The organism is Paenibacillus sp. JJ1683, assembly GCF_053006485.1.
Genome location: NZ_CM129820.1, coordinates 4,234,353 through 4,257,871, shown reverse-complemented (window position 1 = coordinate 4,257,871; position 23,519 = coordinate 4,234,353). Strand labels below are relative to the sequence as shown.

16 protein-coding genes and 2 riboswitches are annotated in these 23,519 nt (G+C 47.4%); of the genes, 13 read left to right on the top strand and 3 right to left on the bottom strand.

Going from position 1 to position 23,519, the window contains the following annotated elements:
* Positions 1-57: 57 nt before the first annotated feature.
* The gene (locus ACUC6J_RS18175) at positions 58-333 is read left to right on the top strand and encodes an HPr family phosphocarrier protein (RefSeq protein WP_447249243.1); all 276 of its coding nucleotides are present in this window, start codon (positions 58-60) and stop codon (positions 331-333) included.
* On the top strand, positions 326-2,038 hold the full coding sequence (gene ptsP, locus ACUC6J_RS18170; RefSeq protein WP_016819060.1) for a phosphoenolpyruvate--protein phosphotransferase: 1,713 nt from the start codon (positions 326-328) through the stop codon (positions 2,036-2,038). Before ACUC6J_RS18175 ends, ptsP begins: the two co-directional genes overlap by 8 nt.
* 128 nt (positions 2,039-2,166) lie before the next feature.
* Here the strand turns inward: ptsP and gcvPB are convergent, their stop codons facing one another.
* From gcvPB to gcvT, 3 genes are all read right to left on the bottom strand, one after another.
* Complete coding sequence (gcvPB, locus tag ACUC6J_RS18165; protein WP_016819059.1) at positions 2,167-3,663, bottom strand: aminomethyl-transferring glycine dehydrogenase subunit GcvPB; 1,497 nt, start codon at positions 3,661-3,663, stop codon at positions 2,167-2,169.
* Entirely contained in the window at positions 3,660-5,015 is a 1,356-nt protein-coding gene (gcvPA, locus tag ACUC6J_RS18160; protein WP_019688295.1) for an aminomethyl-transferring glycine dehydrogenase subunit GcvPA, read from the bottom strand. The genes gcvPB and gcvPA overlap by 4 nt, the downstream gene beginning before the upstream one ends.
* 123 nt (positions 5,016-5,138) lie before the next feature.
* Positions 5,139-6,239, bottom strand: coding sequence for a glycine cleavage system aminomethyltransferase GcvT (gene gcvT / locus ACUC6J_RS18155; RefSeq protein WP_126665973.1), 1,101 nt, complete (start codon positions 6,237-6,239; stop codon positions 5,139-5,141).
* Between the two features lie 79 nt (positions 6,240-6,318).
* Positions 6,319-6,415: riboswitch (glycine riboswitch) on the bottom strand.
* A riboswitch (glycine riboswitch) is annotated at positions 6,416-6,515 on the bottom strand.
* A gap of 395 nt (positions 6,516-6,910) precedes the next feature.
* Here gcvT and gcvH point away from each other — a divergent pair.
* The 11 genes from gcvH (at position 6,911) to ACUC6J_RS18100 (ending at position 23,492) form a co-directional block, all read left to right on the top strand.
* The gene (gene gcvH, locus ACUC6J_RS18150) at positions 6,911-7,309 is read left to right on the top strand and encodes a glycine cleavage system protein GcvH (RefSeq protein WP_016819056.1); all 399 of its coding nucleotides are present in this window, start codon (positions 6,911-6,913) and stop codon (positions 7,307-7,309) included.
* A gap of 426 nt (positions 7,310-7,735) precedes the next feature.
* On the top strand, positions 7,736-9,214 hold the full coding sequence (locus ACUC6J_RS18145) for a PTS mannitol transporter subunit IICB (RefSeq protein WP_017426746.1): 1,479 nt from the start codon (positions 7,736-7,738) through the stop codon (positions 9,212-9,214).
* 82 nt (positions 9,215-9,296) lie between these two features.
* Entirely contained in the window at positions 9,297-11,381 is a 2,085-nt protein-coding gene (locus ACUC6J_RS18140) for a BglG family transcription antiterminator (RefSeq protein ID WP_447249242.1), read from the top strand.
* Positions 11,378-11,812 carry a PTS sugar transporter subunit IIA gene (locus ACUC6J_RS18135; RefSeq protein WP_025365592.1) on the top strand — a complete coding sequence of 145 codons (435 nt, stop codon included), beginning with the start codon at positions 11,378-11,380 and terminating at the stop codon, positions 11,810-11,812. The genes ACUC6J_RS18140 and ACUC6J_RS18135 overlap by 4 nt, the downstream gene beginning before the upstream one ends.
* Positions 11,809-12,954 carry a mannitol-1-phosphate 5-dehydrogenase gene (locus ACUC6J_RS18130; RefSeq protein ID WP_045244257.1) on the top strand — a complete coding sequence of 382 codons (1,146 nt, stop codon included), beginning with the start codon at positions 11,809-11,811 and terminating at the stop codon, positions 12,952-12,954. Before ACUC6J_RS18135 ends, ACUC6J_RS18130 begins: the two co-directional genes overlap by 4 nt.
* Before the next feature lie 211 nt (positions 12,955-13,165).
* On the top strand, positions 13,166-15,319 hold the full coding sequence (locus tag ACUC6J_RS18125; RefSeq protein ID WP_447249241.1) for a DUF454 family protein: 2,154 nt from the start codon (positions 13,166-13,168) through the stop codon (positions 15,317-15,319).
* A complete protein-coding gene (locus ACUC6J_RS18120; protein ID WP_447249240.1) occupies positions 15,312-16,967 on the top strand; it encodes an amino acid ABC transporter ATP-binding/permease protein in 1,656 nt (551 codons plus the stop codon). The genes ACUC6J_RS18125 and ACUC6J_RS18120 overlap by 8 nt, the downstream gene beginning before the upstream one ends.
* A 267-nt stretch (positions 16,968-17,234) precedes the next feature.
* Positions 17,235-19,763 carry a type I pullulanase gene (gene pulA / locus ACUC6J_RS18115; RefSeq protein ID WP_447249239.1) on the top strand — a complete coding sequence of 843 codons (2,529 nt, stop codon included), beginning with the start codon at positions 17,235-17,237 and terminating at the stop codon, positions 19,761-19,763.
* A 234-nt stretch (positions 19,764-19,997) separates the two neighbouring features.
* A complete protein-coding gene (locus ACUC6J_RS18110) occupies positions 19,998-20,639 on the top strand; it encodes a 50S ribosomal protein L25 (protein ID WP_019688287.1) in 642 nt (213 codons plus the stop codon).
* Between the two features lie 208 nt (positions 20,640-20,847).
* Positions 20,848-22,344 (top strand): methyl-accepting chemotaxis protein, encoded by a 1,497-nt coding sequence (locus ACUC6J_RS18105; RefSeq protein ID WP_151255637.1) that lies wholly within the window; start codon positions 20,848-20,850, stop codon positions 22,342-22,344.
* Between the two features lie 182 nt (positions 22,345-22,526).
* On the top strand, positions 22,527-23,492 hold the full coding sequence (locus ACUC6J_RS18100) for a S66 family peptidase (protein ID WP_447249238.1): 966 nt from the start codon (positions 22,527-22,529) through the stop codon (positions 23,490-23,492).
* Positions 23,493-23,519: the final 27 nt, after the last annotated feature.

Below are 23,519 nucleotides of genomic sequence, written 5' to 3'. Positions count from 1 at the left end.
ATCCGGTATGCTGCGTGTAAACAAATATTATTTTTAGGAAAGTGGGAGGAACAAATTATGCAAACAACTTTTAGAATTACGGATGAAGACGGTATCCATGCACGTCCTGCAACTGCGCTGGTAAATACAGCTAACAAATTCAGCGGTGCTGAATCTTTCGCCGAAGCTAACGGTAAAAAAGTAACTTTGAAATCCATTCTGGGTGTATTGTCTCTTGGTCTGGAACAAGGGGATACTATTAACATTATCTGCGAAGGCGCTGAATCTGCTGAAGCATTGAAAGCTCTTGAAAATGTAATCGTTAACGAAGGGCTGGGCGAAATTCATGCTTAAAATTTCCGGGATTGCCGCTTCGGCAGGCATAGCCATTGCCCGGGCGTTTATCTTGGAGCATCCGAATTACGCTGTAGAGAGACGCGCGGTTGGTGATGTTGAAGCTGAAATCGCAAGATTGGATGCGGCTTTGGCACAATCTCAAACCGAATTGGAATCGATTAAGGAGAAAACGCTTCGTGAGCTGGGTGAGAAAAAAGCAGAAATTTTTGCATCTCACCTGCTCATCCTGAATGATCCTGAATTGATCGATCCGGTTAAAGCTAAAATCAGAGACGAGCAGCTTAATGCTGACTATGCTTTGAATGAAGTAGCTACACAGTTTATTTCCATGTTTGAGAACATGAAAAGTGCATATTTGCAAGAACGCGCATCGGACATGCGTGATGTAACCAAACGGGTGCTTAATCATCTGCTTGGTGTTCATTTTGTCAGCCCTGCAGAAATTGCCGAAGAAACGATTGTACTTGCAGAAGATTTGACACCTTCCGACACAGCTCAACTGAACCGTGAATTTGTTAAGGGTTTTGCAACGAATATCGGCGGACGCACTTCACACTCGGCTATTATGGCTCGTTCATTAGAAATTCCTGCTGTTGTAGGAACAAAAAATATATTGTCTCAAGCTAAAAGCGGCGATTTGATTATCGTCGATGGTCTGGATGGTCACGTGTTCGTGAATCCTACCGAAGAAATCGTTGCAGAATACCGCGCTAAACAAGTGGCATATGACAAGCAACGCGAAGAGTGGCGTAAGCTGCGCGGCGAAGCTACGGTTTCCGTCGATGGTGTCCATGTCGAACTGGCAGCCAATATTGGTACGCCTAACGATGTAGCTGGTGTTCTAGACAACGGTGGTGAAGGCGTTGGCTTGTATCGTACGGAGTTCTTGTACATGGGACGCGACAAGCTACCATCCGAAGAAGTACAATATACAGCTTACAAAACGGTTCTGGAAAGAATGGAAGGCAAACCGGTTGTAGTTCGTACTTTGGACATCGGTGGAGATAAAGAACTTCCTTATCTGGATCTGCCGAAAGAAATGAATCCATTCCTCGGATTCCGTGCTATTCGTCTGTGTCTGGATCGCCAGGATATTTTCCGCACTCAATTGCGTGCTTTGTTGCGTGCAAGCGTGCACGGTAACCTGCGCATTATGTTCCCAATGATTGCTACGCTGAACGAATTCCGTGAAGCTAAAGCTGTTTTGTTGGAGGAAAAAGAAAAGTTGGTAGCCGAGGGTGTATCCGTATCTGAAGAAATTCAGCTGGGCATCATGGTAGAAATTCCTTCCACAGCGGTATTGGCTGACCAATTCGCAAAAGAAGTGGATTTCTTCAGTATCGGTACTAACGATCTGATTCAATACACAATGGCAGCGGATCGTATGAACGAGCGGGTTTCTTACCTGTATCAACCATATAATCCATCCATTTTGCGTCTGGTGAAAATGGTTATTGATGCCGCTCACCGTGAAGGACGTTGGGTTGGTATGTGTGGTGAAATGGCAGGAGACACAACAGCAATTCCGTTGCTGCTGGGTCTGGGACTGGATGAGTTCAGCATGAGCGCAACTTCCATTCTGCCAGCACGTAGTCAAATCTCTAAGTTGTCCCGTGCGGACATGGAGAAATTGGCTGCAAAAGCTCTGGATATGCAAACAGCCGAGCAGGTTGTTGAATTGGTTCAAAGCATCGAAGCATAAGGAAGGGTATCACATTTTCAAAGGTTATATCTTTTTCCAACAAAAATTGCTGTATACATACAGCAGCCGGTATCTCAACAGATACCGGCTTTTTTGTATGCTTTGGATGGTTGTGTTTGAATTTAACCTTAACTACATGCGCAATTCAGCACAGGCTTACGGGCTGCAGTGGTTTCATCCAGGCGTGTGACTGGAGTGGTATAGGGTGCATTGAGCACCAGCTCAGGGTTCTCCTCAGCTTCGCGCGCAATATGAATCATAGTGTCGACAAAAGCATCCAGCGTCTCTTTGCTTTCTGTTTCCGTCGGCTCGATCATGATGCATTCCTCTACATTTAACGGAAAATAAATGGTAGGTGGATGGTAACCGAAATCAAGCAATCGTTTGGCTACATCAAGCGTGCGCACTCCAAATTTCTTCAAACCTCGCCCTGACATGACAAATTCGTGTTTACAATGCCCAGGATAAGGCAGGTCAAAGTGCGGAGCCAGCCGATGCATCATGTAGTTGGCATTAAGTACAGCGCATTCGGACACTCGCTTCAAGCCATCAGGACCGTAGCTGCGAATATAGGCATAGGCACGGACGAGAATGCCGAAGTTACCGTAAAAGGCTTTGACCCGTCCAATAGAATCTCCCTGCTCCCGATCCCAGCGGTACACACCCTGCGGATCACGTACGACAAACGGCTTGGGCAAATAGGGAATCAGCCGCTGCTTTACGCCCACGGGTCCAGCGCCGGGGCCGCCTCCACCGTGCGGGGTACTCATCGTTTTGTGCAAATTGAGATGCACCACATCGAAGCCCATGTCCCCGGGGCGGGTAATCCCCATGATGGCGTTGGAGTTTGCCCCGTCATAGTAGAGCAGACCACCTGCGTCATGCACAATCGCGGCAATGTCAGTAATTTGCTTCTCGAACAAGCCCAGCGTGTTCGGATTGGTCAGCATGAGCGCAGCGGTGTCGTTGCCTACGGCTTGGCGGAGCGCGTCCAGATCCACCAGCCCCTCAGGGGTGGAGGGGAGGGTAATTGTTTCGAAGCCCGCGACGGTTGCACTGGCGGGGTTCGTACCGTGCGAGGAATCCGGCACGAGCACCTTGGTACGTCGCTCACCACGTGCCTCGTGGTACGAGCGAATCATCATCAGCCCGGTCCATTCGCCATGGGCGCCAGCAGCGGGCTGGAGCGTGACGGCATCCATGCCGGTCAACGCAGCCAGATCGTTTTGGAGCGTATGCAGCAGCTCCATAGCCCCCTGGATGCTATTCTCCGGCTGATATGGATGAATTTTAGCGAAGCCTGCGTAACGGGCGACATCCTCATTCACTTTTGGATTGTATTTCATCGTACACGAGCCAAGCGGATAAAACCCGTTGTCGACGCCGAAGTTGCGCTGGGACAGGGCGGTATAATGGCGAATAACATCTACTTCGTATACCTCGGGTAATGCCGCAGGTTCGCTGCGCAGCGCATAATCCGGCAAAAGCTCTGCCACCGGGCGACGAGGAACGTCGCACTCGGGAAGGGAATAAGCGATGCGACCCGGACGGCTCAATTCAAAAATGAGCGCTTGATCGTGTTCTTTCAACAGCTCTTGTTTCTGGTCCGGTCCGGTGTGTGTCATAGCAATCCCTCCAAGGTGTGTACAAATTGGTCGATCTCTTCTTTGGTTCTTTGCTCCGTCACGGCAATCAGCATGTGACCCGCAAGTTCCGGATAGTCCCGGCCCAAATCATAGCCTGCGATAAATCCAGCAGCTAGCAGATTGTCCTGAAGTTGGCTCACATCCGTACCTTCAGGCAGCCTAAGGGCAAACTCGTTAAAGGTCGGTGCGTGAAATGAGGCAGTTACGCCTTTCAAGCTCAGCAATTGTTCTAACGCATAGCGGCTTTTATGCAAATTCAGCTCGGCTACTTCCTGGATGCCCTGTCTCCCCATGACGGACAAGTACACAGATGCAGATAATGCAAGCAACGCTTGATTGGAGCAAATGTTAGACGTGGCCTTTTCGCGGCGGATATGCTGTTCCCGCGCTTGCAAGGTCAGCACGAAGCCGCGTTTGCCGTTACGGTCTGTGGTTTGGCCTACGATACGCCCAGGGATACGGCGCATATGCGCCTGGGAGACGGCAAAGTAACCGCAGGTCGGACCGCCGAGGGAGGACGAGATCCCAAGTGGCTGCGCGTCCCCTACAACAATATCCGCGCCCTGCTTACCGGGCGCCTCCAGCAAGCCAAGTGCCAATGGGTTGGCACTGACGACCATTAGCCCCTTGTGTGCATGGATCAGGTCAGCCATCGGCTTCAGATTTTCCACGGCTCCAAAAAAGTTGGGGCTTTGGATCAAGACAGCCGCCGTCTGTTCCGATACGGCCGCGGCAAGCGCATCGACATCCGTTACGCCGTCCGAACAGCCGATCTCCACGATGTCCAAGTCCAATCCGCGCGCATAGGCTGCCAATACCTGGCGTGCCTCTGGATGGACAGACCTTGATACAATAAGCTGTTTACGGCGCGTGGCTGCGGCGGCCAGTGAGCCCGCTTCCGCCAGAGCTGTCGCTCCATCGTACATACTGGCATTCGCTACTGCCATGCCTGTCAATTCGCAAATATATGACTGGAATTCAAAAATAGCTTGCAGCTCGCCCTGGCTTACTTCTGGCTGATAGGGGGTGTAGGCTGTGTAAAATTCGGAACGTGAGGTGATGTGCTGAATGACGGACGGAATATGATGATCATAAATACCTGCACCAAGAAAGCTGGCATGTGTATCTGTATTGGCATTGTGCCCGGCCAGCTCGGCCATGTGGCGAGTTAGGGCTCTTTCGTCGAGCCGAGAGGAAAGAGGGAGTTCCCCTTGGTATCGAATTGCCTCTGGAATGTCACTGAATAGATCATCAATGGATGATACGCCCACCACACGCAGCATTTCGGTTTGATCTTGTTCGGTCATGGGGAGATAGCGATGCTGCTTCATAAGTTCTGGCTCCTTTCGAAAAGCAAAATTTAGATAGTAAATTAGCTAATACATAATCGTAGTTGGAAAATCCAGAATTTCGTATCTGACATGATCGCTTTTTTAGAGTGAAGAGGATTAAGATCAGCGTGACCGTTTATAAAAGGGGGCTGGGACCACTTCCGCACGCAGGCGTTTACCTCGAATTTCGACCTCTAACGGTGTAGATAGGGTGCTAAAACGACTGTCCACCAAGGCTAGCCCCAAATTACGCTTCAAGGTGGGCGATTGAGTCCCCGTTGTGACCTCACCAATGTGTTGGCCTTCCGCGAAGACTGGATAATGAGCGCGCGGGATACCGCGGTCAATCATTTCCAGCCCGATCAACTTGCGAGGAATTCCTTGTTCTTTCTGGTGTTGCAGTGCTTCTCTGCCGATAAAATCTCCTTTATTCAGCTTGACGAAGAAACCTAAACCAGCCTCAAGCGGTGAAATGGTGGCAGATAACTCCTGTCCGTACAGCGGCAGCCGTGCCTCAAACCGCAGTGTATCGCGAGCACCAAGCCCAGCGGGAATTAGCCCATACGATTCACCGCAACGAAGCAAACCATTCCACACGGCGGGTGCTTCCTCAGCAGGTATATAAAATTCAAAACCGTCTTCCCCGGTATATCCGGTTCGGGAGACGAGTGCTTTTGCTCCGAACAATTGCACGTTCTCATGGAATCGGAAAGATGCCAGATTCGTAATATCTGCATCTGTCACGGCTGCGGCAATATGTGCTGCTTCCGGTCCTTGTAATGCCAGCAATGCGATCGCATCAGACACATTCTCCAGATGAACCGATGCAGGTACGTGGCGCATGAGCCAATCCCAATCTTTGTCGATGTTGGAGGCATTCACAACGAGCATGTAGCGCTCTGGTCCTTTGCAGTATACAAGCAAGTCATCCACTACGCCTCCATCGGGGTAACACAGGAGTGAATATTGTGCCTGGCCCGGTTCCAACTGGCTGACATCATTCGTGGTTACCCATTGCAAAAAAGCCTCGGCTTCTTTGCCCTCAACCAAAAACTCGCCCATGTGCGAGACATCGAATAAACCCGCGCATTGCCGGACGGCCTCATGCTCTTTTTGGATGCCGCTAAACTGAACGGGAAGCTCCCACCCGCCAAAGTCAATACAACGAACCCCGGGCTGCGTCCCGTAAGACGAAAATAATGGTGTTCTTCGCAAATTAGACATTTTTTCACTCCTATCCAGTGTAATCGGCTAAACAAAAAAGACAGGCTGAAAGAAACGTATAGACGGCAGTCCATACTCTTCTTTCAGCTCTGTCCTTGATACCAGAAAGTTACCCCGGTGTGAACCAGGTTTCCCCTTGGGTGATCCGCTCTAATCGCGAATGCTCTCCAGAGATGCGTCCGGCAGAGGTCCTTTTGCCTGAGAGATTCACCTGCAATGCAAGTTTACTCCTTCGGCGCTACCTTTTGGATCAACGGTAGGTTACCCAGTTTTGCAGGTAACAACTTGATCCGAGTTCGCGTGCACAACTGTCTCAGATACGACAACAGCTATGCGAATCTTTTGGGTAGTCTCTCCCTCCGCGTTCATCCGCGTTTGCAGTTGTCGGGGTATTTCCAAAAGCATTTGCTATAACCCATTAATACGCAAATTCATTCAAAATGTCAATAAAAATGTCATATAAAACAATCCAAAAAACATTTAATGTATAAATAAGGATATGTAAGCGTTTGTTACAAGTTATCATTTTTTAATATTCTATGCTATATGAGATAACATGAAGTATTTTTGTTAGTATTATTGACATGAGTGTTCATGTTGTCATAATCTTAACCTGTCTAATACAGGTGATTAAAAGCATTTTATTCATGTGGAAGTGAGGCGAAAGCAGGATGAGTGAAGTGAAACGGGAACTTTGGTATACAGACGAACATGAGTGGGTTCAGCGCACAGCAGACGGGACGTTGAGGATCGGCATTACAGACTTTGCACAGCATCAACTGGGTGATATTGTTTTTGTGGAATTACCTGGGGCGGGAGCAACGATTGAACAGGGGGCAGAGATTGGTACAATTGAATCGGTGAAGACCGTATCCGACCTTTTTGCTCCGGTGGCGGGAACCGTATTGAAAGTAAATGAAGCTCTGGAAAGCACACCTGAGCTGGTGAATGAATCTCCCTATGAAAAGGGTTGGATGATTGAAGTAGAGATGGGCAATGATGTCGAGGAAGCTCTGAGCAAGCTGCTGTCTGCGGATCAGTACGAGCAGTTGATTTCGGATGAACAATAATGAGCAATATAAGATGGAATATTAGCGCTTTATTCTAAATTTTTATATGGATATTGAATTGAATAAAAGCATCGTTAGTCCGCTCGTTTTGTGTATAAAATAGTCGCTATGATCTGACATGGCGGCTATTTTTTTGTTGTCTCTTAGAAGACGTAATTACGTCGATTTATTAGATTTAGAGGTGAGCTCCTCTACATAAGGTGCAGATTTACAGCACTGTTTTTTCGACTAATTTCTATTGTTATCGGTCATATTAAGAAGAATTATGCAGGTATAATACGTTGTCCGTTATTTTAAATTTAAATCTTGTCATCAACGTTCATGACGAAAGTACGTTTTCATTTCGTTGATGAAGATAGCGCTGTCATTTAGTATGAATTTTAAGAAAAGGTAGTGATGCTATTTACTCACAAGGAGGATATGAATATGAGCACAGTGGACACAAAGTCCAGTTCAAACGGTGGCGCTCGTGTCGCCGTACAGCGTTTTGGCCGTTTTCTCAGCGGTATGGTAATGCCCAATATGGGAGCCTTTATCGCATGGGGATTAATCACGGCCCTTTTTATTCCGACCGGGTGGTTCCCAAACGAGGGTTTTGCACAACTGGTTGATCCGATGAAAAATTATTTGCTGCCGCTGTTGATTGGTTATACAGGAGGCACGATGATTCACGGACAGCGCGGAGGTGTGATCGGTGCCATTATGACGATGGGTGTCATTGTGGGGGCCGATATCCCGATGTTCCTGGGCGCAATGGTAGCTGGCCCGCTGGCTGCATGGATCTTGAAGAAGTTCGATAAGGCCATTGAAGGCAAAGTCAAATCAGGTTTTGAAATGCTGGTCAATAATTTCTCGGCCGGGATTATCGGTGCCATTCTAGCACTGCTCGCTCATGTGGGGATTGGCCCGGTCGTTCAAACCATCAGCCAAGTATTGTCGGCAGGGGTACAGTTTCTCGTAAATGCAGGGCTCTTGCCGCTTGTCAACCTCATTATTGAGCCCGGAAAAGTATTATTTCTCAACAACGCACTGAATCACGGAGTATTGAGTCCGATTGCGTTGGAGGAAGCTGCAAGAACAGGAAAATCCGTTTTGTTCATGCTTGAATCCAATCCTGGGCCGGGGCTCGGCATTTTGCTGGCCTATTGCCTGTTCGGTAAAGGCTCTGCGAAGTCGTCTGCTCCTGGTGCAGTTATCATTCATTTTTTCGGCGGGATTCATGAAATTTATTTCCCTTACATTTTGATGAAGCCGATTCTAATTCTCGCTGCTATAGCAGGGGGCGTTGTGGGAACCTTCTGTTTCATGTTGACAGGTGCCGGACTGGTTGCTGCTCCTTCACCAGGCAGTATCATTGCTTATTTCCTGATGACACCAAAAGGCGGATATTTGCCGATGCTGAGCGGTGTGATCGCTGCTGCAGTCGTATCCTTTGCTGTTGCCGCAGTATTGCTCAAGACAGGTAAGCAAAAGGAAGAGGGGCTGGAGGAAGCTGCATCCCGCCTGAAAGATATGAAAAATCAAAGCAAGGGTGCAAGTGCTAACGCCACTGTAATGGAAGATAACCACGCATCTGATCGTGCTGCTGAGATTGCCGCAGATCGAATGCTCAAGGATAAATCCGAAGTGAACAAAATTGTCTTTTCCTGTGATGCAGGTATGGGTTCAAGTGCCATGGGAGCTTCAATTTTACGCAAAAAAATGAAACAGGCGGGCGTGGGCGTTACGGTAACGAATACGGCAATCAGTGAAATTCCACAGGATGCGGACATTGTCATTACGCAAAAAACATTAACAGACCGGGCTAAAACGGTAGCCCCGAATGCTGAGCACATTTCCATTGACAATTTTCTGAAAAGCCCTGAATACGAAGCGCTGGTTGACCGTCTGAAATCCGACTCTTAATCCCTATAAAGTCAGCCGTCTGTGTACAGTTTGTATTTCCTGCTAAAAGGGAATAGAGCTTGGGAAGGAACGGTATGCGCTTATGAATATTACGAAACGACAATCTGACATCGTGGAGTATCTTTTGGAGCAGCCCCATGAGGTTACAGCCGGGGAAATTGCCGAGAAGATTAATGTCAGCACAAGGACGGTCCATCGGGAACTTGGCGCAGTCGAGTGCTGGTTGGCGGCTCATGAGGTAAAGCTGGAGAAAAAATCAGGGATCGGTATCTATGTGGATGCCGACCCGAATCAGCTTGCAAGTCTACGGGAGCAGTTGCTGCAAACGAAGTCAGACGATTACTCGGCTGAGGAGAGAAAGATTGTAGTGCTGTGCATGCTGCTGGATACACAGGAGCCGATCAAGTTACTGGCGCTGGCATCGGATTTGAAAGTCACAGTAACTACGGTCAGTCATGATCTGGACGAATTACGAGGCTGGATTGCAGATCGAGGGCTCGTGCTAGTGCGCAGACGGGGATACGGTGTCGAGATTACAGGACGGGAGATAGACAAAAGACGGGCGATTTCTGAGCTGGCTCTCGAATATTTGGATGAATCGGCTCTGTTTTCCGGTCGTGAGGAGCTTCGTCCGGTGACACGTGTCACTGAAAAGTTGCTGGAGATGATTGGCAGGGAGAACTTGCTAACCGTGGAGAACGCCCTCTGGCAGCCTCATGATCAATGGCTGAAAAACATGGTGGAAAGCAAATATATGGAGTTGCTGATTCAAATTTGCGTGTCACTGGCACGTCTACGACTCGGGTACGTTGTAGATCATCGTGCCTCCCTCCCGTATTCGAAGACAGATTCGGAGGAGAATATCATGCTGCGCACAGCTATGGTAGAACGCATATGCGCAGAGTTGTCGGCGGCGCTGGCTATTGACTTTCCAGACCAGGAACGAAGTTATTTCAGGTTGCTGTTCCGTGATGCTGAGGATCATTCCACCCGGTTGCTGCCACTGGATGATCTTGTACTGCTGGAGTTGGTTCATGAGTTGATTCGTCGTGTGGAGACAGAGACAGGCACACCACTTGCAGAGGACCGCGTTTTGCGTGAAGGACTGATAGCCCATATGGCTCCGGTACTCAAACGTTTGAGGGAAGGAAAGTCCATCCGCAACCCTCTCCTTCAGCAAATCCGCAAGGATTACGGCAGCTTGTTCGACTCGGTCAAAAAGGCTGCGGCGGATATGACAGAAATGGAAGTACCAGATGAAGAGATCGGATTTCTGGTCATGCATTTTGGCGCTTCGCTGGAGCGGCTGAGACAGTTGCAACGGGAGGTGCGGGCGATCGTAGTCTGCACGAGCGGGATTGGATCTTCCAGACTTCTGGCAACCAGACTGGCCAAGGAGCTGCCACAGATCAAAATCGTGGATAGGTCCTCATGGTACGAGGCGACGCGAATTCCCAAGGAGGATTATGATCTGATCATTTCGACAGTGGAGCTGCCGCTTGAACCGGATCGATATCTCAAAATCAGCCCGCTACTGACGCAAGAGGAGAGTGACCGTCTGCGTCATTTTATCCAGCATATTACACTCAATCAACTCAATGACCATCCTCAGGAACAGGCTGTTCAGCCCGGCCAGGGCATGGAGTGGCTTACCGGTCTACGGAAAAGCCTTGAGGAGATTGTACACATTGTACAGCAATTTCAAGTATACCCGCTGGAAAATCGAGGGATGGATATGTCAGCCACTATAGAGGCTATCTGCATGTTGGAGGCAGTGCGGGGAAATGTCACAGAGCCTTCTGTTGTTGCTGAACAACTTGTAGAAAGAGAGCGTCAAGGGAGTCAGGTGATTTCTGATACCTCCGTTGCTTTGATTCATACGCGCAGTCCCTATGTTCGCCAGCCTTCGCTGACCTTGTATAGGCTGGCTGAGCCGCTGCTGGCGGATGTAGATGAGCAGGTAGAATGCGTTCTGCTGATGTTGGGACCTCGTGAGTTGCCGAAAGAAAGCTTGGAGGTATTGAGCGAGATTAGTGCATTACTGTTGCAGGAAGACATGATTACGCTACTGGAACACGGTAGCAGGGATCAGATTGCCAATTATATATCGAGTGAGCTGGCTGAATTTTTTCACAGTAAATTAGGGACAGGGAGGAATCTAACGTGAGTATTATGACGATAGACAAAATAAAAATGAACGCAACCGCCAAAGACAAATATGAGGCGATTCGTATGGCAGGACAAATTCTGCTGGATGCAGGACATATTACAAGTGAGTATATTGACAAGATGCTTGAACGCGAGGAGATCGTATCCACCTATATTGGGAACGGGCTGGCTATTCCACATGGTACCAAGGAATCCAAGACGCTTGTTCAATCCACTGGCATCTCCATCGTTCAGTTCCCGCAAGGCGTAGATTTCGGGGAAGAAAAAGCATACATGGTGATCGGTATTGCAGCCCAAGGCGGCGATCATATGGAGATTTTGACGAGTATCGCTGTGGTATGTGCGGAGGAAGAGAATATGGACAAACTTCGCAACGCGGTGACCGCACAGGAAATTATAGATCTGTTCGAAAGTGAGCTGGAGTTATGAGAGCCGTTCACTTTGGAGCAGGAAATATCGGTCGTGGCTTTATTGGGCTGATTTTGTCGCGTGCAGGCTATGAGGTTGTCTTTTCAGATGTCAACGAGACCCTTGTATCTGAGTTACGCCGCCGCAAGCAGTATACGGTAGAGTTGGCGAATGATACGAAGGATACGGAGACAGTTACGAATGTAACCGCGATTGACGGCAGAGATGCATCGGCTGTAGCAGACGCGGTAGACCATGCTGATCTGGTAACGACCGCGGTAGGAGTTAGCATCCTCAGGCATATTGCAGCAGGTATTGCCGAGGGCATAGCACGGCGGGTAGAGCGAGGGGCAGGCCCGCTGCATGTGATTGCTTGCGAAAATGCAATTGGAGGCAGCGCCCAACTGAAAGAGCATGTTTTTGCGCTACTGGATGAGGCGACTCGTGCCAAGGCAGAGGTTTCAGTTTATTTTCCCAATGCCGCTGTAGACCGGATTGTGCCGATTCAGCATCATGAGGACCCGTTGCATGTGCAGGTAGAGCCTTTTTACGAGTGGGTTGTGGATCGCTCGCAAATGGCTCCTGATCATCAAGAGATTGAAGGCATTCTTTACGTGCAGGATCTGGAGCCTTACATTGAACGCAAGCTGTTCACGGTGAATACGGGCCATTGCGTGGCAGCCTATATTGGTTATGTCGCAGGTTATGCCACGATCCAGGAAGCCATGAAGGATACCAAGGTGGTGGACTCCATACACGGGGCGCTGGAGGAAACAGGAGCGGTGCTTGTGAAGCGCTTCGGTTTGAATCAAGGGGAGCATAAGAAGTACATCGCTAAGATTTTGGATCGCTTCCGCAATCCTAATCTGACAGACGAGGTTACTCGGGTCGGACGTTCACCGCTGCGCAAGCTGTCTCCCAATGACCGTCTTGTACGTCCCGCGCTGCAAGCGCAGGAGTATGGTATTCCGACCGATCATCTGGCGTTGGGAATGGCTGCCGCCTGTAAATTTGATATTACAGAAGACCCCGAAGCGGTTGAGCTTCAGCAGGTGATTCGGAGCCAAGGGGTGAGTGAAGCGCTGACACGTTATACGTCCATACCTGCAGATGACCCGTTACATCGGCAGGTATTGGAGCAATATGATATTATAAGTTCATAAAACAACGTAATAACACGCACTTATTTCGATTATCCTCTTGAAGACAAAACATCTATATGAGCACAAAAGTGTTCTGTAGAGTTGAACTTCAAGAGGATTTTTATATGCGTGATTTACATCACATAACAACCTGACTAAATTATTATATATTGATAATGATTATCATTATCTATAAAATATCATTAACAGTATATATATTAGGGGGATTACAGTGAAACCGATTTATATTACCTTAGGGTTTTTATTTTTGGCACTTGGAGTGATTGGCGTAGTGGTGCCGTTGTTGCCGACTACACCGTTTCTGCTGCTGGCAACCTTTTTCTTTATGCGGGGGTCTGAAAGGATTCATCAGTGGTTTTCGAATACAACTTTGTATCATAAGTATCTGGAGAGTTTTGTACAAACCAGGTCGTTGAAGCTGTCTACAAAAATTACGTCATTGGGCTTAGCGTCAGCTATGCTGATTACAGGCTTTATCTTTACACCCATTGTGTGGGGCAAGGCGCTCATCGTCTTGGTCATCCTTTTTAAATACTATTATTTTATATTTCGAGTCGGAACTGTGAGGGAAGGTAAGGCGGAAACTCCGTCTTCATCTGAAGCCGTCCCTACTCCGAAAAAAAGGTCTAAAATGGTCGACAGTCGTCTACTAGGCCTGGTGGAGCATTCCCGAAAATATATCATCTTGGGTGTGCTCGTACAGTGGATCGGTCTTTTAGGGAGTATAGCCGCCGTTTTGTCTATGGCCTTTGTGATGCAGCAAGCATGGGAAGGACAAGTAACTCGCCAGCTAATTCTATCCATGACAGTCATTGTTATTGCTGCCATTGCCGTTCGCTTCCTGAGTAATTATGCAGCCAGTATGCTGTCCTATCGGGCTTCAATAAATGCTAAAAAAACGCTGCGCTCGCAGATTTACAGCAAGCTGTTAAAGCTGGGACCCTCTTATACGGATCATACCTCCACCTCAGGGGTTATTCAGGTTGCTGTAGAAGGGGTGGAGCAGCTTGAAACCTATTTTGGTAGATACATGCCTCAGCTATTTTATAGTCTGCTTGCACCTGTAACGTTGTTCATCACCCTCTCTTTTGTCAGCTTCAAAGCGGCTATCATTCTATTGATCTGCGTTCCCTTAATTCCAGTGTCCATTATTGTTATTATGCGGATGGCTAAAAAGCTGTTTCGGAAATATTGGGGCAGCTACGTCAATTTGGGCCACAGCTTTTTGGAAAATGTACAAGGTCTGACTACGCTCAAAATTTATGGGACAGACCAGAATAAACATCAGGAAATGAACACAGCGGCTGAGGATTTTCGCAAAATGACAATGAAAGTCCTGACCATGCAGTTAAACTCCGTAGCTGTCATGGATCTTATCGCATTTGGTGGTGCCGCCGCAGGTGTGCTGGTCGCGGTTAGCGAATATTCTTCGGGTCACATTGGCTTGGCGGGAGCGCTCATCATTGTGTTGCTGTCGGCAGAGTTTTTCATCCCGCTGCGTCTGCTCGGTTCCTACTTTCATATTGCCATGAACGGAATGGCAGCAAGTGACAAAATATTCGAAATGTTGAGTACAGAGGATCTTGTACAAGGACAACAAAGCATAGAAGCTACAGATATTCGATTGGAACGGGTAAATTTTGCTTACGACGAAAGAGATACCTTGCGTAATATAACCATGGACATTCCTCAAGGCAGCTTCGTTTCCATTGTTGGAGAATCAGGCTCAGGTAAAAGTACGGTAGCCGGATTGATCGTTGGACATCATGAGGGTTATCAAGGAAGCCTAACGATCGGAGGAACCGAACTGACCTTCATATCGGAAGAAAGCCGCATGCGTCGTATGACCTGGATCGGTTTTAACAGCTATATTTTTAAAGGCACCGTAGAAGCAAATTTGAGAATGGGCAATGAGCACGCGGATGAGCGACAAATGCTGGAGGCGTTGCGGCAAGTGAAACTGTATGATTTTATTCTCTCCGAAGGGGGATTGGAAGCAGAGATAGAGGAGCAGGGTGCGAATCTGTCAGGAGGACAGCGTCAACGTCTAGCACTGGCCAGAGCGTTGCTGCACGACAGTCATGTATATATTTTTGATGAGGCTACTTCTAACATTGACGTTGAGAGTGAGGAAGGAATCATGGAGGTCATACATGCACTGGCAGGTCAAAAAACAGTGATTCTCATCTCTCACAGACTGGAAAACGTGATCCAATCTGACTGTATTTATGTGCTGCAAAATGGTTTGGTGGCAGAATCCGGAACACATCAGGAGCTGTTGAGCCAGCAGGGACATTATGCGGAGATGTATCTCAGTCAGCATCGGATGGAACAGTTTGTAAAAGGGGGTGCAGTATATGCGTAGACCCGGTTTACGAATCATGGGTCAATTGTTGGTCTTGGCAGGACCTCTTTTACCTGTGCTGCTCATCACGATTGTTACAGGAGTGCTCGGCTTTGTGTGTGCTATTGGCATTATTGTATATGGGGCCCTTGCCCTACTGACAGCAACGGGCATCACGACAGGCTACAGCATGACATTTTTGCTGACTGTCATCGTGCTATGTGCTGTATTGCGCGGTGTATTTCGTTATGGCGAGCAAATGAGTGGCCATTATCTCGCTTTCAAGCTGCTGGCTGTGCTGCGAGACAAGGTGCTTCAAGCTTTGCGCAGATTGGCTCCAGCCAAGCTTGAAGGCAAGGACAAAGGGAATCTGATATCGCTGATTACAAGTGATATTGAGCTGCTGGAAGTATTTTATGCGCATACGATAGCGCCTGTTATGATTGGCATCATCACTTCACTGCTCATGGTATTTTTTATAGGCTCTTATGAGCCTTTACTAGGCTGGATCGCTGCGCTTGCTTACATAACCGTCGGTTTGTTTATTCCCCTACTTACGACACGTATGGGCAAGCGCCAAGGGATGGAATACCGGAGCAGCTTCGGCCAGCTGAGCAGTTATTTTTTGGACAGCTTACGTGGGATGAAGGAAATTGTGCAATATGGGCAAGGGGAACAACGATTAAATGAAATTAACCGTCGTACGGATCAGTTAGATGCCAAGCAGAAGGATTTGAAGCATCATGAAGGCATCACAAGAGCAGTCACAGATGCAGCTGTAGTCGGATTTTCATTCTTGATGCTGCTAGCTGGATTGTATGGCATGTCTAAAGGACAGATGGATTTTACAAGTATGCTGATTTCAGTCATTGCTCTGTTTAGTTCATTTGGTCCGGTGGTCGCACTGAGCAATTTGTCCAACAATTTGCTTCAAACGCTGGCAAGCGGGGAGCGAGTGCTAAGTCTGCTGGAGGAGAGCCCGGAGGTAGAAGAAAATATGAATGGAATGACCGTTGGCTTTACTGGAGCGCAGATAGACAAGGTGACTTTTGCATACGATGGTCAAACGGTGCTGAATGATGTAAGTCTCACGATACCACACAAGCGAATTATAGGTATTCAGGGTAAAAGTGGGTCCGGTAAGTCAACGTTGCTGAAGTTGCTGATGCGATTCAGGGACCCGCAGAAGGGTGGGATTTTACTATCTGACCACGATTTGAAGGACATTGAGACCCGACATTTGAGAAGCTTGCAAAGCTACGTCGATCAGCATACATTCCTGTTTGACGATTCCATTGCAGCTAATATCAAAATTGGAAAGCCGGATGCTACACATCAACAGGTTGTGGAAGCAGCCCGTAAGGCATCAGTACACGATTTTATTATGACATTGCCTCAAGGATATGACAGCCGGGTCGGAGAGTTGGGGGACAGGCTGTCTGGTGGTGAACGCCAGCGCTTGGGGCTGGCCAGAGCCTTTGTTCATGATGCGCCCCTCTTACTGCTGGACGAACCAACTAGCAATTTGGACAGTTTGAACGAAGCGATTATTTTAAAATCGTTAAAAGAACAGCAACAAGACAAAACGATTATCCTTGTTTCGCATCGAAGCTCCACTATGCGAATGGCTGACGAAATTTTTCAAATGGATAACCGCCGACTCTCCTGAACGTGATGAAAGCTGGGAAATAAATGTGATGCTTTGAAGGCGAAAGCTGTAGCCTGTTCATCGTTTTGTCATAAAATGGAGTGTGCGCGTTGAAATGAGAGTGTCATCCTTATTTAAATCATCCAGCTTTTCAAGCTTGTCTTATTTTGATAGCCTATGAGGTGAGGATTTTGCAAATCCTGAGGTATATTGACAAGTCATAAACATCATAAATGATGGATGAACAGAGGCTATAAGCCGATGTATAGAAATGGGTGGTGAACAGGAATGTCTGATTTCAATCAGCTCAAGGGACTTGAGCACACAGCATATCCCATATATGAAGGCTACGATTTGGGTCTTACTTATACGCCTGCGGGCAGCAAATTTAAGGTATGGGCACCGACTGCACAGCAGGTTCATATCGCGTTGTATACCGACGCAGGGGTGTACGATCAAGAAGGAATCGTTCAGGAGCACGGCGGTGGTCAGGAATTTCTCATGAATCGTGATGGTCACGGAGTATGGTCTATAGAGCTGGAAGGCGACTGGAACAGATATTATTACATGTACAGGCTGGAGTGGGCGGACCACAGCATTCATTATGCTACCGATCCATATGCCAGAGCGGTATCAGCCAACGGGCAACGTACGGCTATCATTGATTTGGATCGAACGAACCCGGATGGATGGGAACAGGATGAGGGACCCGTACTTGAGCGTACGACAGATGCTATTATCTATGAGCTTCATGTGCGTGATTTTTCGATGGACCCCGATTTTAATACGGGTATAAAAGATTTATCTACTGCTCAGGGGCGGTTTGCAGCCTTTACGTATACGGGATTAATGGATTCCGAGGGTAACAGTGTCGGACTGGATCATTTGCTGGAGCTGGGCATTACACATGTTCATTTGCTTCCAGTGGCTGACTTTCATACGGTGAATGATTTTTCGGAATTAGGAACTGAATATAACTGGGGCTATGATCCGCAGCATTATAATGTGCCGGAGGGATCTTACTCTTCCAATCCAGCTGACCCGGAGATGCGTATACGAGAGCTGAAACGGCTGGTACAGTCTCTGCATACTGCTGGCATTGGTGTCATTATGGATGTTGTGTACAATCATACGTATTCGGTGGAAAAGGGTCCGTTTGAGCCGATTGTACCAGGATATTATTACCGTACGGATGAGCAAGGGAAGCTCACCAATGGATCAGGTGTAGGTAATGAACTGGCAACCGAACGTCCGATGGTGCGCAAGTATATCAAGGATTCACTACGCTATTGGGCAGAGGAATATCACATAGATGGCTTCCGGTTTGATTTGATGGCGTTAATTGATACACCGACTGTAGAGCAGCTTACCCGAGAGCTTCGCGCTGAAATACGTCCCGATCTGCTGATCTATGGTGAGCCTTGGACGGGTGGGGAGTCCCCGCAGCCTTTGCTTACATTAAAAGGAACGCAGCGGGATAAGGGCTTTGCCGTTTTTAACGACAATTACCGCTCTGCCATTAAGGGAGATAGCGACGGTACCGGGAATGGGTTTGCCACGGGGGCGGAAAATCAGGAGGAACGGGTACTTCAAGGTGCTTTTGGAGCTATCTATGATTTTACAGCTCATCCATCAGAGACCGTCAATTATGTAACGGCCCACGATAATCTCAATTTGTGGGATAAAATTTTGACGGTGAGACATGTGCGGGAGAACTGTCGTTTTCCGCAATGGGAGCAGGGGAACCCCAAAGATGGAAGGACAGCCGAACAAGCCGTAGCTGAAGCAGACCCGTATCAGGAACTGGATGAAAGTAACCTACTTGAAAACGAAACTGTACGTAAGTCTCTGTTGGCTAACGGCATGATTCTGACATCGCAAGGCATTCCTTTTATCCATGCAGGGGATGAACTGCTGCGTTCCAAATATGGAGACCATAACAGCTACCGAAGCTCTGATGTAGTGAATGCCATCCGTTGGAATAACAAGGCGAGGTTTCGATCCGTGTTTAATTACTACCAGGGCTTAATTGCTTTGCGGCGCAGTCATCCGGCATTCCGTATGGATCAGCGTGAGCTGGTGGAGCAGCATATGGAAGTCCTGCAAAGCAGTGGGCATGTGGTGGCTTTTGCATTGAGGCATCATGCTAACGGCGATGCCTGGAATTATATTGTGGTGATTTATAACGGTTCGGATACAGAGCAGATAATATCATTGCCTGCGGAATCGGATCGTTGGCATGTGGTCGTGGATGCACACGGGGCCGGGAATGAGACACGCTATGAAGTCGTAGGCCATCGTGTGACTGTATCGCGCTGGTCGATGATGGTGTTGTATGATCAGGCTGGACCTCCCCAAGCCCCCTTTTTGACTGAGCAAGATCAAGCTAACGAGCAAGTGGATAACGAAACGAAGGGCTTAGATGAGGGGACGAATCAAAAGATTGCAGGTACAGCAATGACAGATGCCCAGCGAGGAAACGATAGAGCGGTTATTCCGTTTCGTACGATTGAACTGATCTACGAGCGTGCAGACCGGCAATACTCTGGCTGGAATGTGTGGGTATGGGGAACCGGACACCAGGACGGACATGTTGAATTTCACGATTGGGATGATGGTCGGGCAGTAGCCCGCATTCGGGTGGCTCCTGATGTACAGCGAATTGGCTACATTGTCCGACTGAATCACTGGGATGCCAAGGATGTGGAGGCAGATCGATATATTGATGTAGATCCGACCCAGTCTGTGATGCAGGTATTGATTCATAGTGGCAGAGAGGAATATTTATTACTGGTTAACGATAACCGGGCGGGATAGACTTGTATGCCTGGTTGCCATATATACACGAGAAATAGCATTTTTCGATCATTTCGAGAAATGCTATTTTTTTATGCAAATGTGCGTCAGTTTCAGAAAAAAGGGGTAAAATAGAATTATGGACTTGTTTAGTTTTGCCAGCTTGCTGGCTTATATTCTGTAGTACGACTGGTAAACAAGCAAGATTCTTGGAGGAAAATCATTTGTAAGGTAACCTGAAGGAGGTTGTATATCATGAGTTCTAATGGAGGAAGTATTCAACTAACCGCCCAGCCGAGAACAGAGAAGAAGGGTTCGGCCATTCGTGGATTGAGGTTAAAAGGACGGATTCCAGCTGTGGTTTACGGCTCTGAAATCGAGGGAACCCCTGTACATGTCGATGCCAAGGAATTTAATAAAGTAATCAGAACCGGACGTTCAGAGGTTTTTAATCTCACAGTAGAAGGCGGAGAAACGATTCCAGTCATTATTAAAGATTATCAACAGCGTGACAACCAATGGTTGCATGCCGACTTTTTGAAGATTTCCAAAAACAAACCGCTTCGCGTGCGTGTTTCGATTGATTATCAGGGTACGCCTGTAGGTACAAAATCAGGCGGTATTCTGCAAGTTCAAGAAACAGAAGTCGAGGTTGAAGGTTTGCCTTCTGACTTGCCGTCCACTATTGAAGTGGATGTATCCGCACTGGATATTGGCGACAAGCTGAGCGCAAGCGACTTGAAGCTTCCTAAAGGCGTGACGCTGCATGTCTCTGAAGAGGAGTTGCTGGCATCCGTGATCGTTCCGCGTGCAGTCGAAGTAGAAAATGCTGCTGTGGAAGGTGATGCAGCGGCAACTGAAGGTGCTGAAGAGGCTTCCGAAAACAAGGAATCTTAATGGATTCAGCAGGCACATTAAACGTTTGCCAATTAAAGAAGATGATCAAACCGTGAATTAAAACCGTTCCCTGTTAGGGGGACGGTTTTTGTCTTTAAAGTACGACCATCATTCAATACGCGTTCTGATATGACGATATATATAGTATGGCATTTACATTTTTATTTTATAAATACCTAATATATCTCTAAGGAGCGCGTACACAATCATGGACAGAACGAATGAATTGTTGTGGCAAAGAAACAAATTGGTGATCATTATTTTTTGGATTATGACTTTGAGCAGCATCGTCCCGGCAATATCTAATCCCTCGATGTGGATATCTAGCGGTGTAGGATTAGTAGTCGCGGCGGTTTTGACGATTCTGAATATACAAAAGATAGGAATCCGGCTTATTCCTTGGATTATTACATTTTATAGTGCATTAATATGTATATTTGTGAACTTATCTAGCGTGGAGGTAGTGACTACGATCTTTATTTGTTCATTGTTGTTACTCTACCCATCTTATCCATATTTTCTGGTAGCTATGACTTTAAATCTATGTAATATTTTTATACAAATTACGATCGGTACGCCTGCAACTCTGCCAGCTACCGGTTCTTTGCGTTATGTACATGAATTTATTATTGTAGGGCTGATTGGGTTACTATTGCTAGTGGTATCGGTGTTAAACCAAAAGCAGTTTAAGATAACGGAGGAACAAAATAAAAATATGGATGCCACAAGGCAACGTATTGAATTTCTGTTTGAGCAAGTGAGGCAAGCTGTAGCGGGATTACATAGCTTTACAGAACGATTCAGGAATCAAGTGGATGCTACAGGCATTGTGACGAATGAAGTCGCCATCGGGTTTCAGGAGGTTGCCGAAGGGGTAGAGATGCAGGCTTCGAATATCACTGAGGTAACCGATAACTTGGCTCAGTCTGACCGGCATGTGCGCGAGGTTGCCGATCATTCCCGGGAGCTGAAGCAGCTCTCCGAAGATACGAAAAATGCCGGGGGTAGAGGTAGCAGTCAACTGCTTGCATTAACATCTCAAATTAAAGATTTGGGTCAGGTGATGAGTCGCACCAAAGAAGAATTGGATGAGTTTAAATTGCAGAGTGACAATATGTCTGCCATGCTTAAAGATATTACTCAAATCTCAAAGCAAACCAATTTGCTGTCCTTGAATGCATCCATTGAGGCCGCCAGAGCGGGAGAGCATGGAAAAGGATTTGCGATCGTGGCTGGAGAAGTGCGTAATTTGGCTGAAATGGTTGGGAACACCTCAGTGGCGATGGAGGGTATTTTAGAACAGCTGAGAACTCAGATGGATTCCGTCGTAAGCCAATTTGACATAGGACAGGAAAGATTGCAGCAAAGCATGGAGTCGGCACATTCGACCGAAATTGTACTGGAAGATATCCTGCAAAATGCCAATAAAGTATTGGTGCAGGCTGTGGAGGTAGAGTCCAGTACGAATAGTATGCAACAATTTTCGTCTCAGGTCGTTCAAGAGATGATGGAATTTTCCAGTGTGACAGAACAAGCAAGTGCAGCGTCTGAACAAATTTTGGCTGGAGTAGAAGAGCAGCAAAATATAACCTCCAATATGGTGGCGGGATTTAGTGAGCTGGAGGCATTGATTATTCAGTTGAAAGAGCTGGTCCATGATCAGAATGAGAACAACAGCTCTAGTGAAATCGGCAAAAGTAAATAACCGAAAAGCATCATCATCGGACTAGAGATCCGGGGCTTATCGCTAACAAGCGGTATCCCCGGTTTTTTACTTCTTATTGGGAAGAAGGGAATGAAGTGGGAAGTTTTAGAAGCTATAATTAGATGGAAGTTGATGGTATAATTTGTGGCAGTTTAAATGCTTTGGAACAAGGGGGAATGACGATGATGATGGGAAAGCAAGCACCTAAATTAAAAGCAGGAGACGAGATACGCATTCTTTCGCCATCCCGAAGCTTGTCTATTGTTTCTGAGGAAAATCGACTGATTGCTCAGAGTAGACTGGAGGCGCTTGGGTTTAAAGTGAGCTTTTCACAGCATGTGCTGGAAAACGATGACTTTGCATCTTCTTCGATAGAGTCTAGAGTAGCTGACTTGCACGAAGCTTTTGTCGATCCAAAGGTAAAGGGCATTCTGACCTCAATTGGGGGCTATAATGCCAATCAGCTTCTAGCCCATCTGGATTATGATCTGATCGGCGCTCATCCTAAACGATTATGTGGCTATTCGGATATAACGGCGTTAAGCCATGCGATTTATGCCAGAACAGGGCTTATCACGTATGCAGGACCTCACTTTTTGACGTTCGCCATGTTGCGAGGAAATGAATATACGACGACTTATTTCCAAAGGTTAATGTTGGAAGAGGGTAGCATTCAAATCCAATCGTCGCCAGAGTGGAGTGACGATGCTTGGTATCAGGATCAGGATCAAAGAAGCTTTCACCGCAATGCGGGTCCATATGCGATTCATGAAGGCGAAGCAGAGGGTACGATTGTGGGCGGAAACTTGTGTACTCTGAATTTGTTACAGGGAACCCCATACATGCCAAGTCTAAAAGGAACTATAGTGTTTGTTGAGGATGATTACGAAAGCTCTCCCGCTACATTTGACCGGGATTTGCAATCATTGTTGCACCAGCCTGGATTTGATCAGGTTAAAGGAATCATCATAGGACGATTTCAGAAGGCGTCGCATATGACAGAAGAATTGCTGCGGCAAATTATTCGTTCGAAAAGAGAATTGGCCTCTATACCGGTGATTGCAGATGCTGATTTTGGTCATACCACGCCGCAGTTTACATTCCGATTGGCGGGAAGGTGCTTATTCGTGCCCGTAATGGCAGGGTAGGAATTGAAATATGTGAGTAGTGGTTTT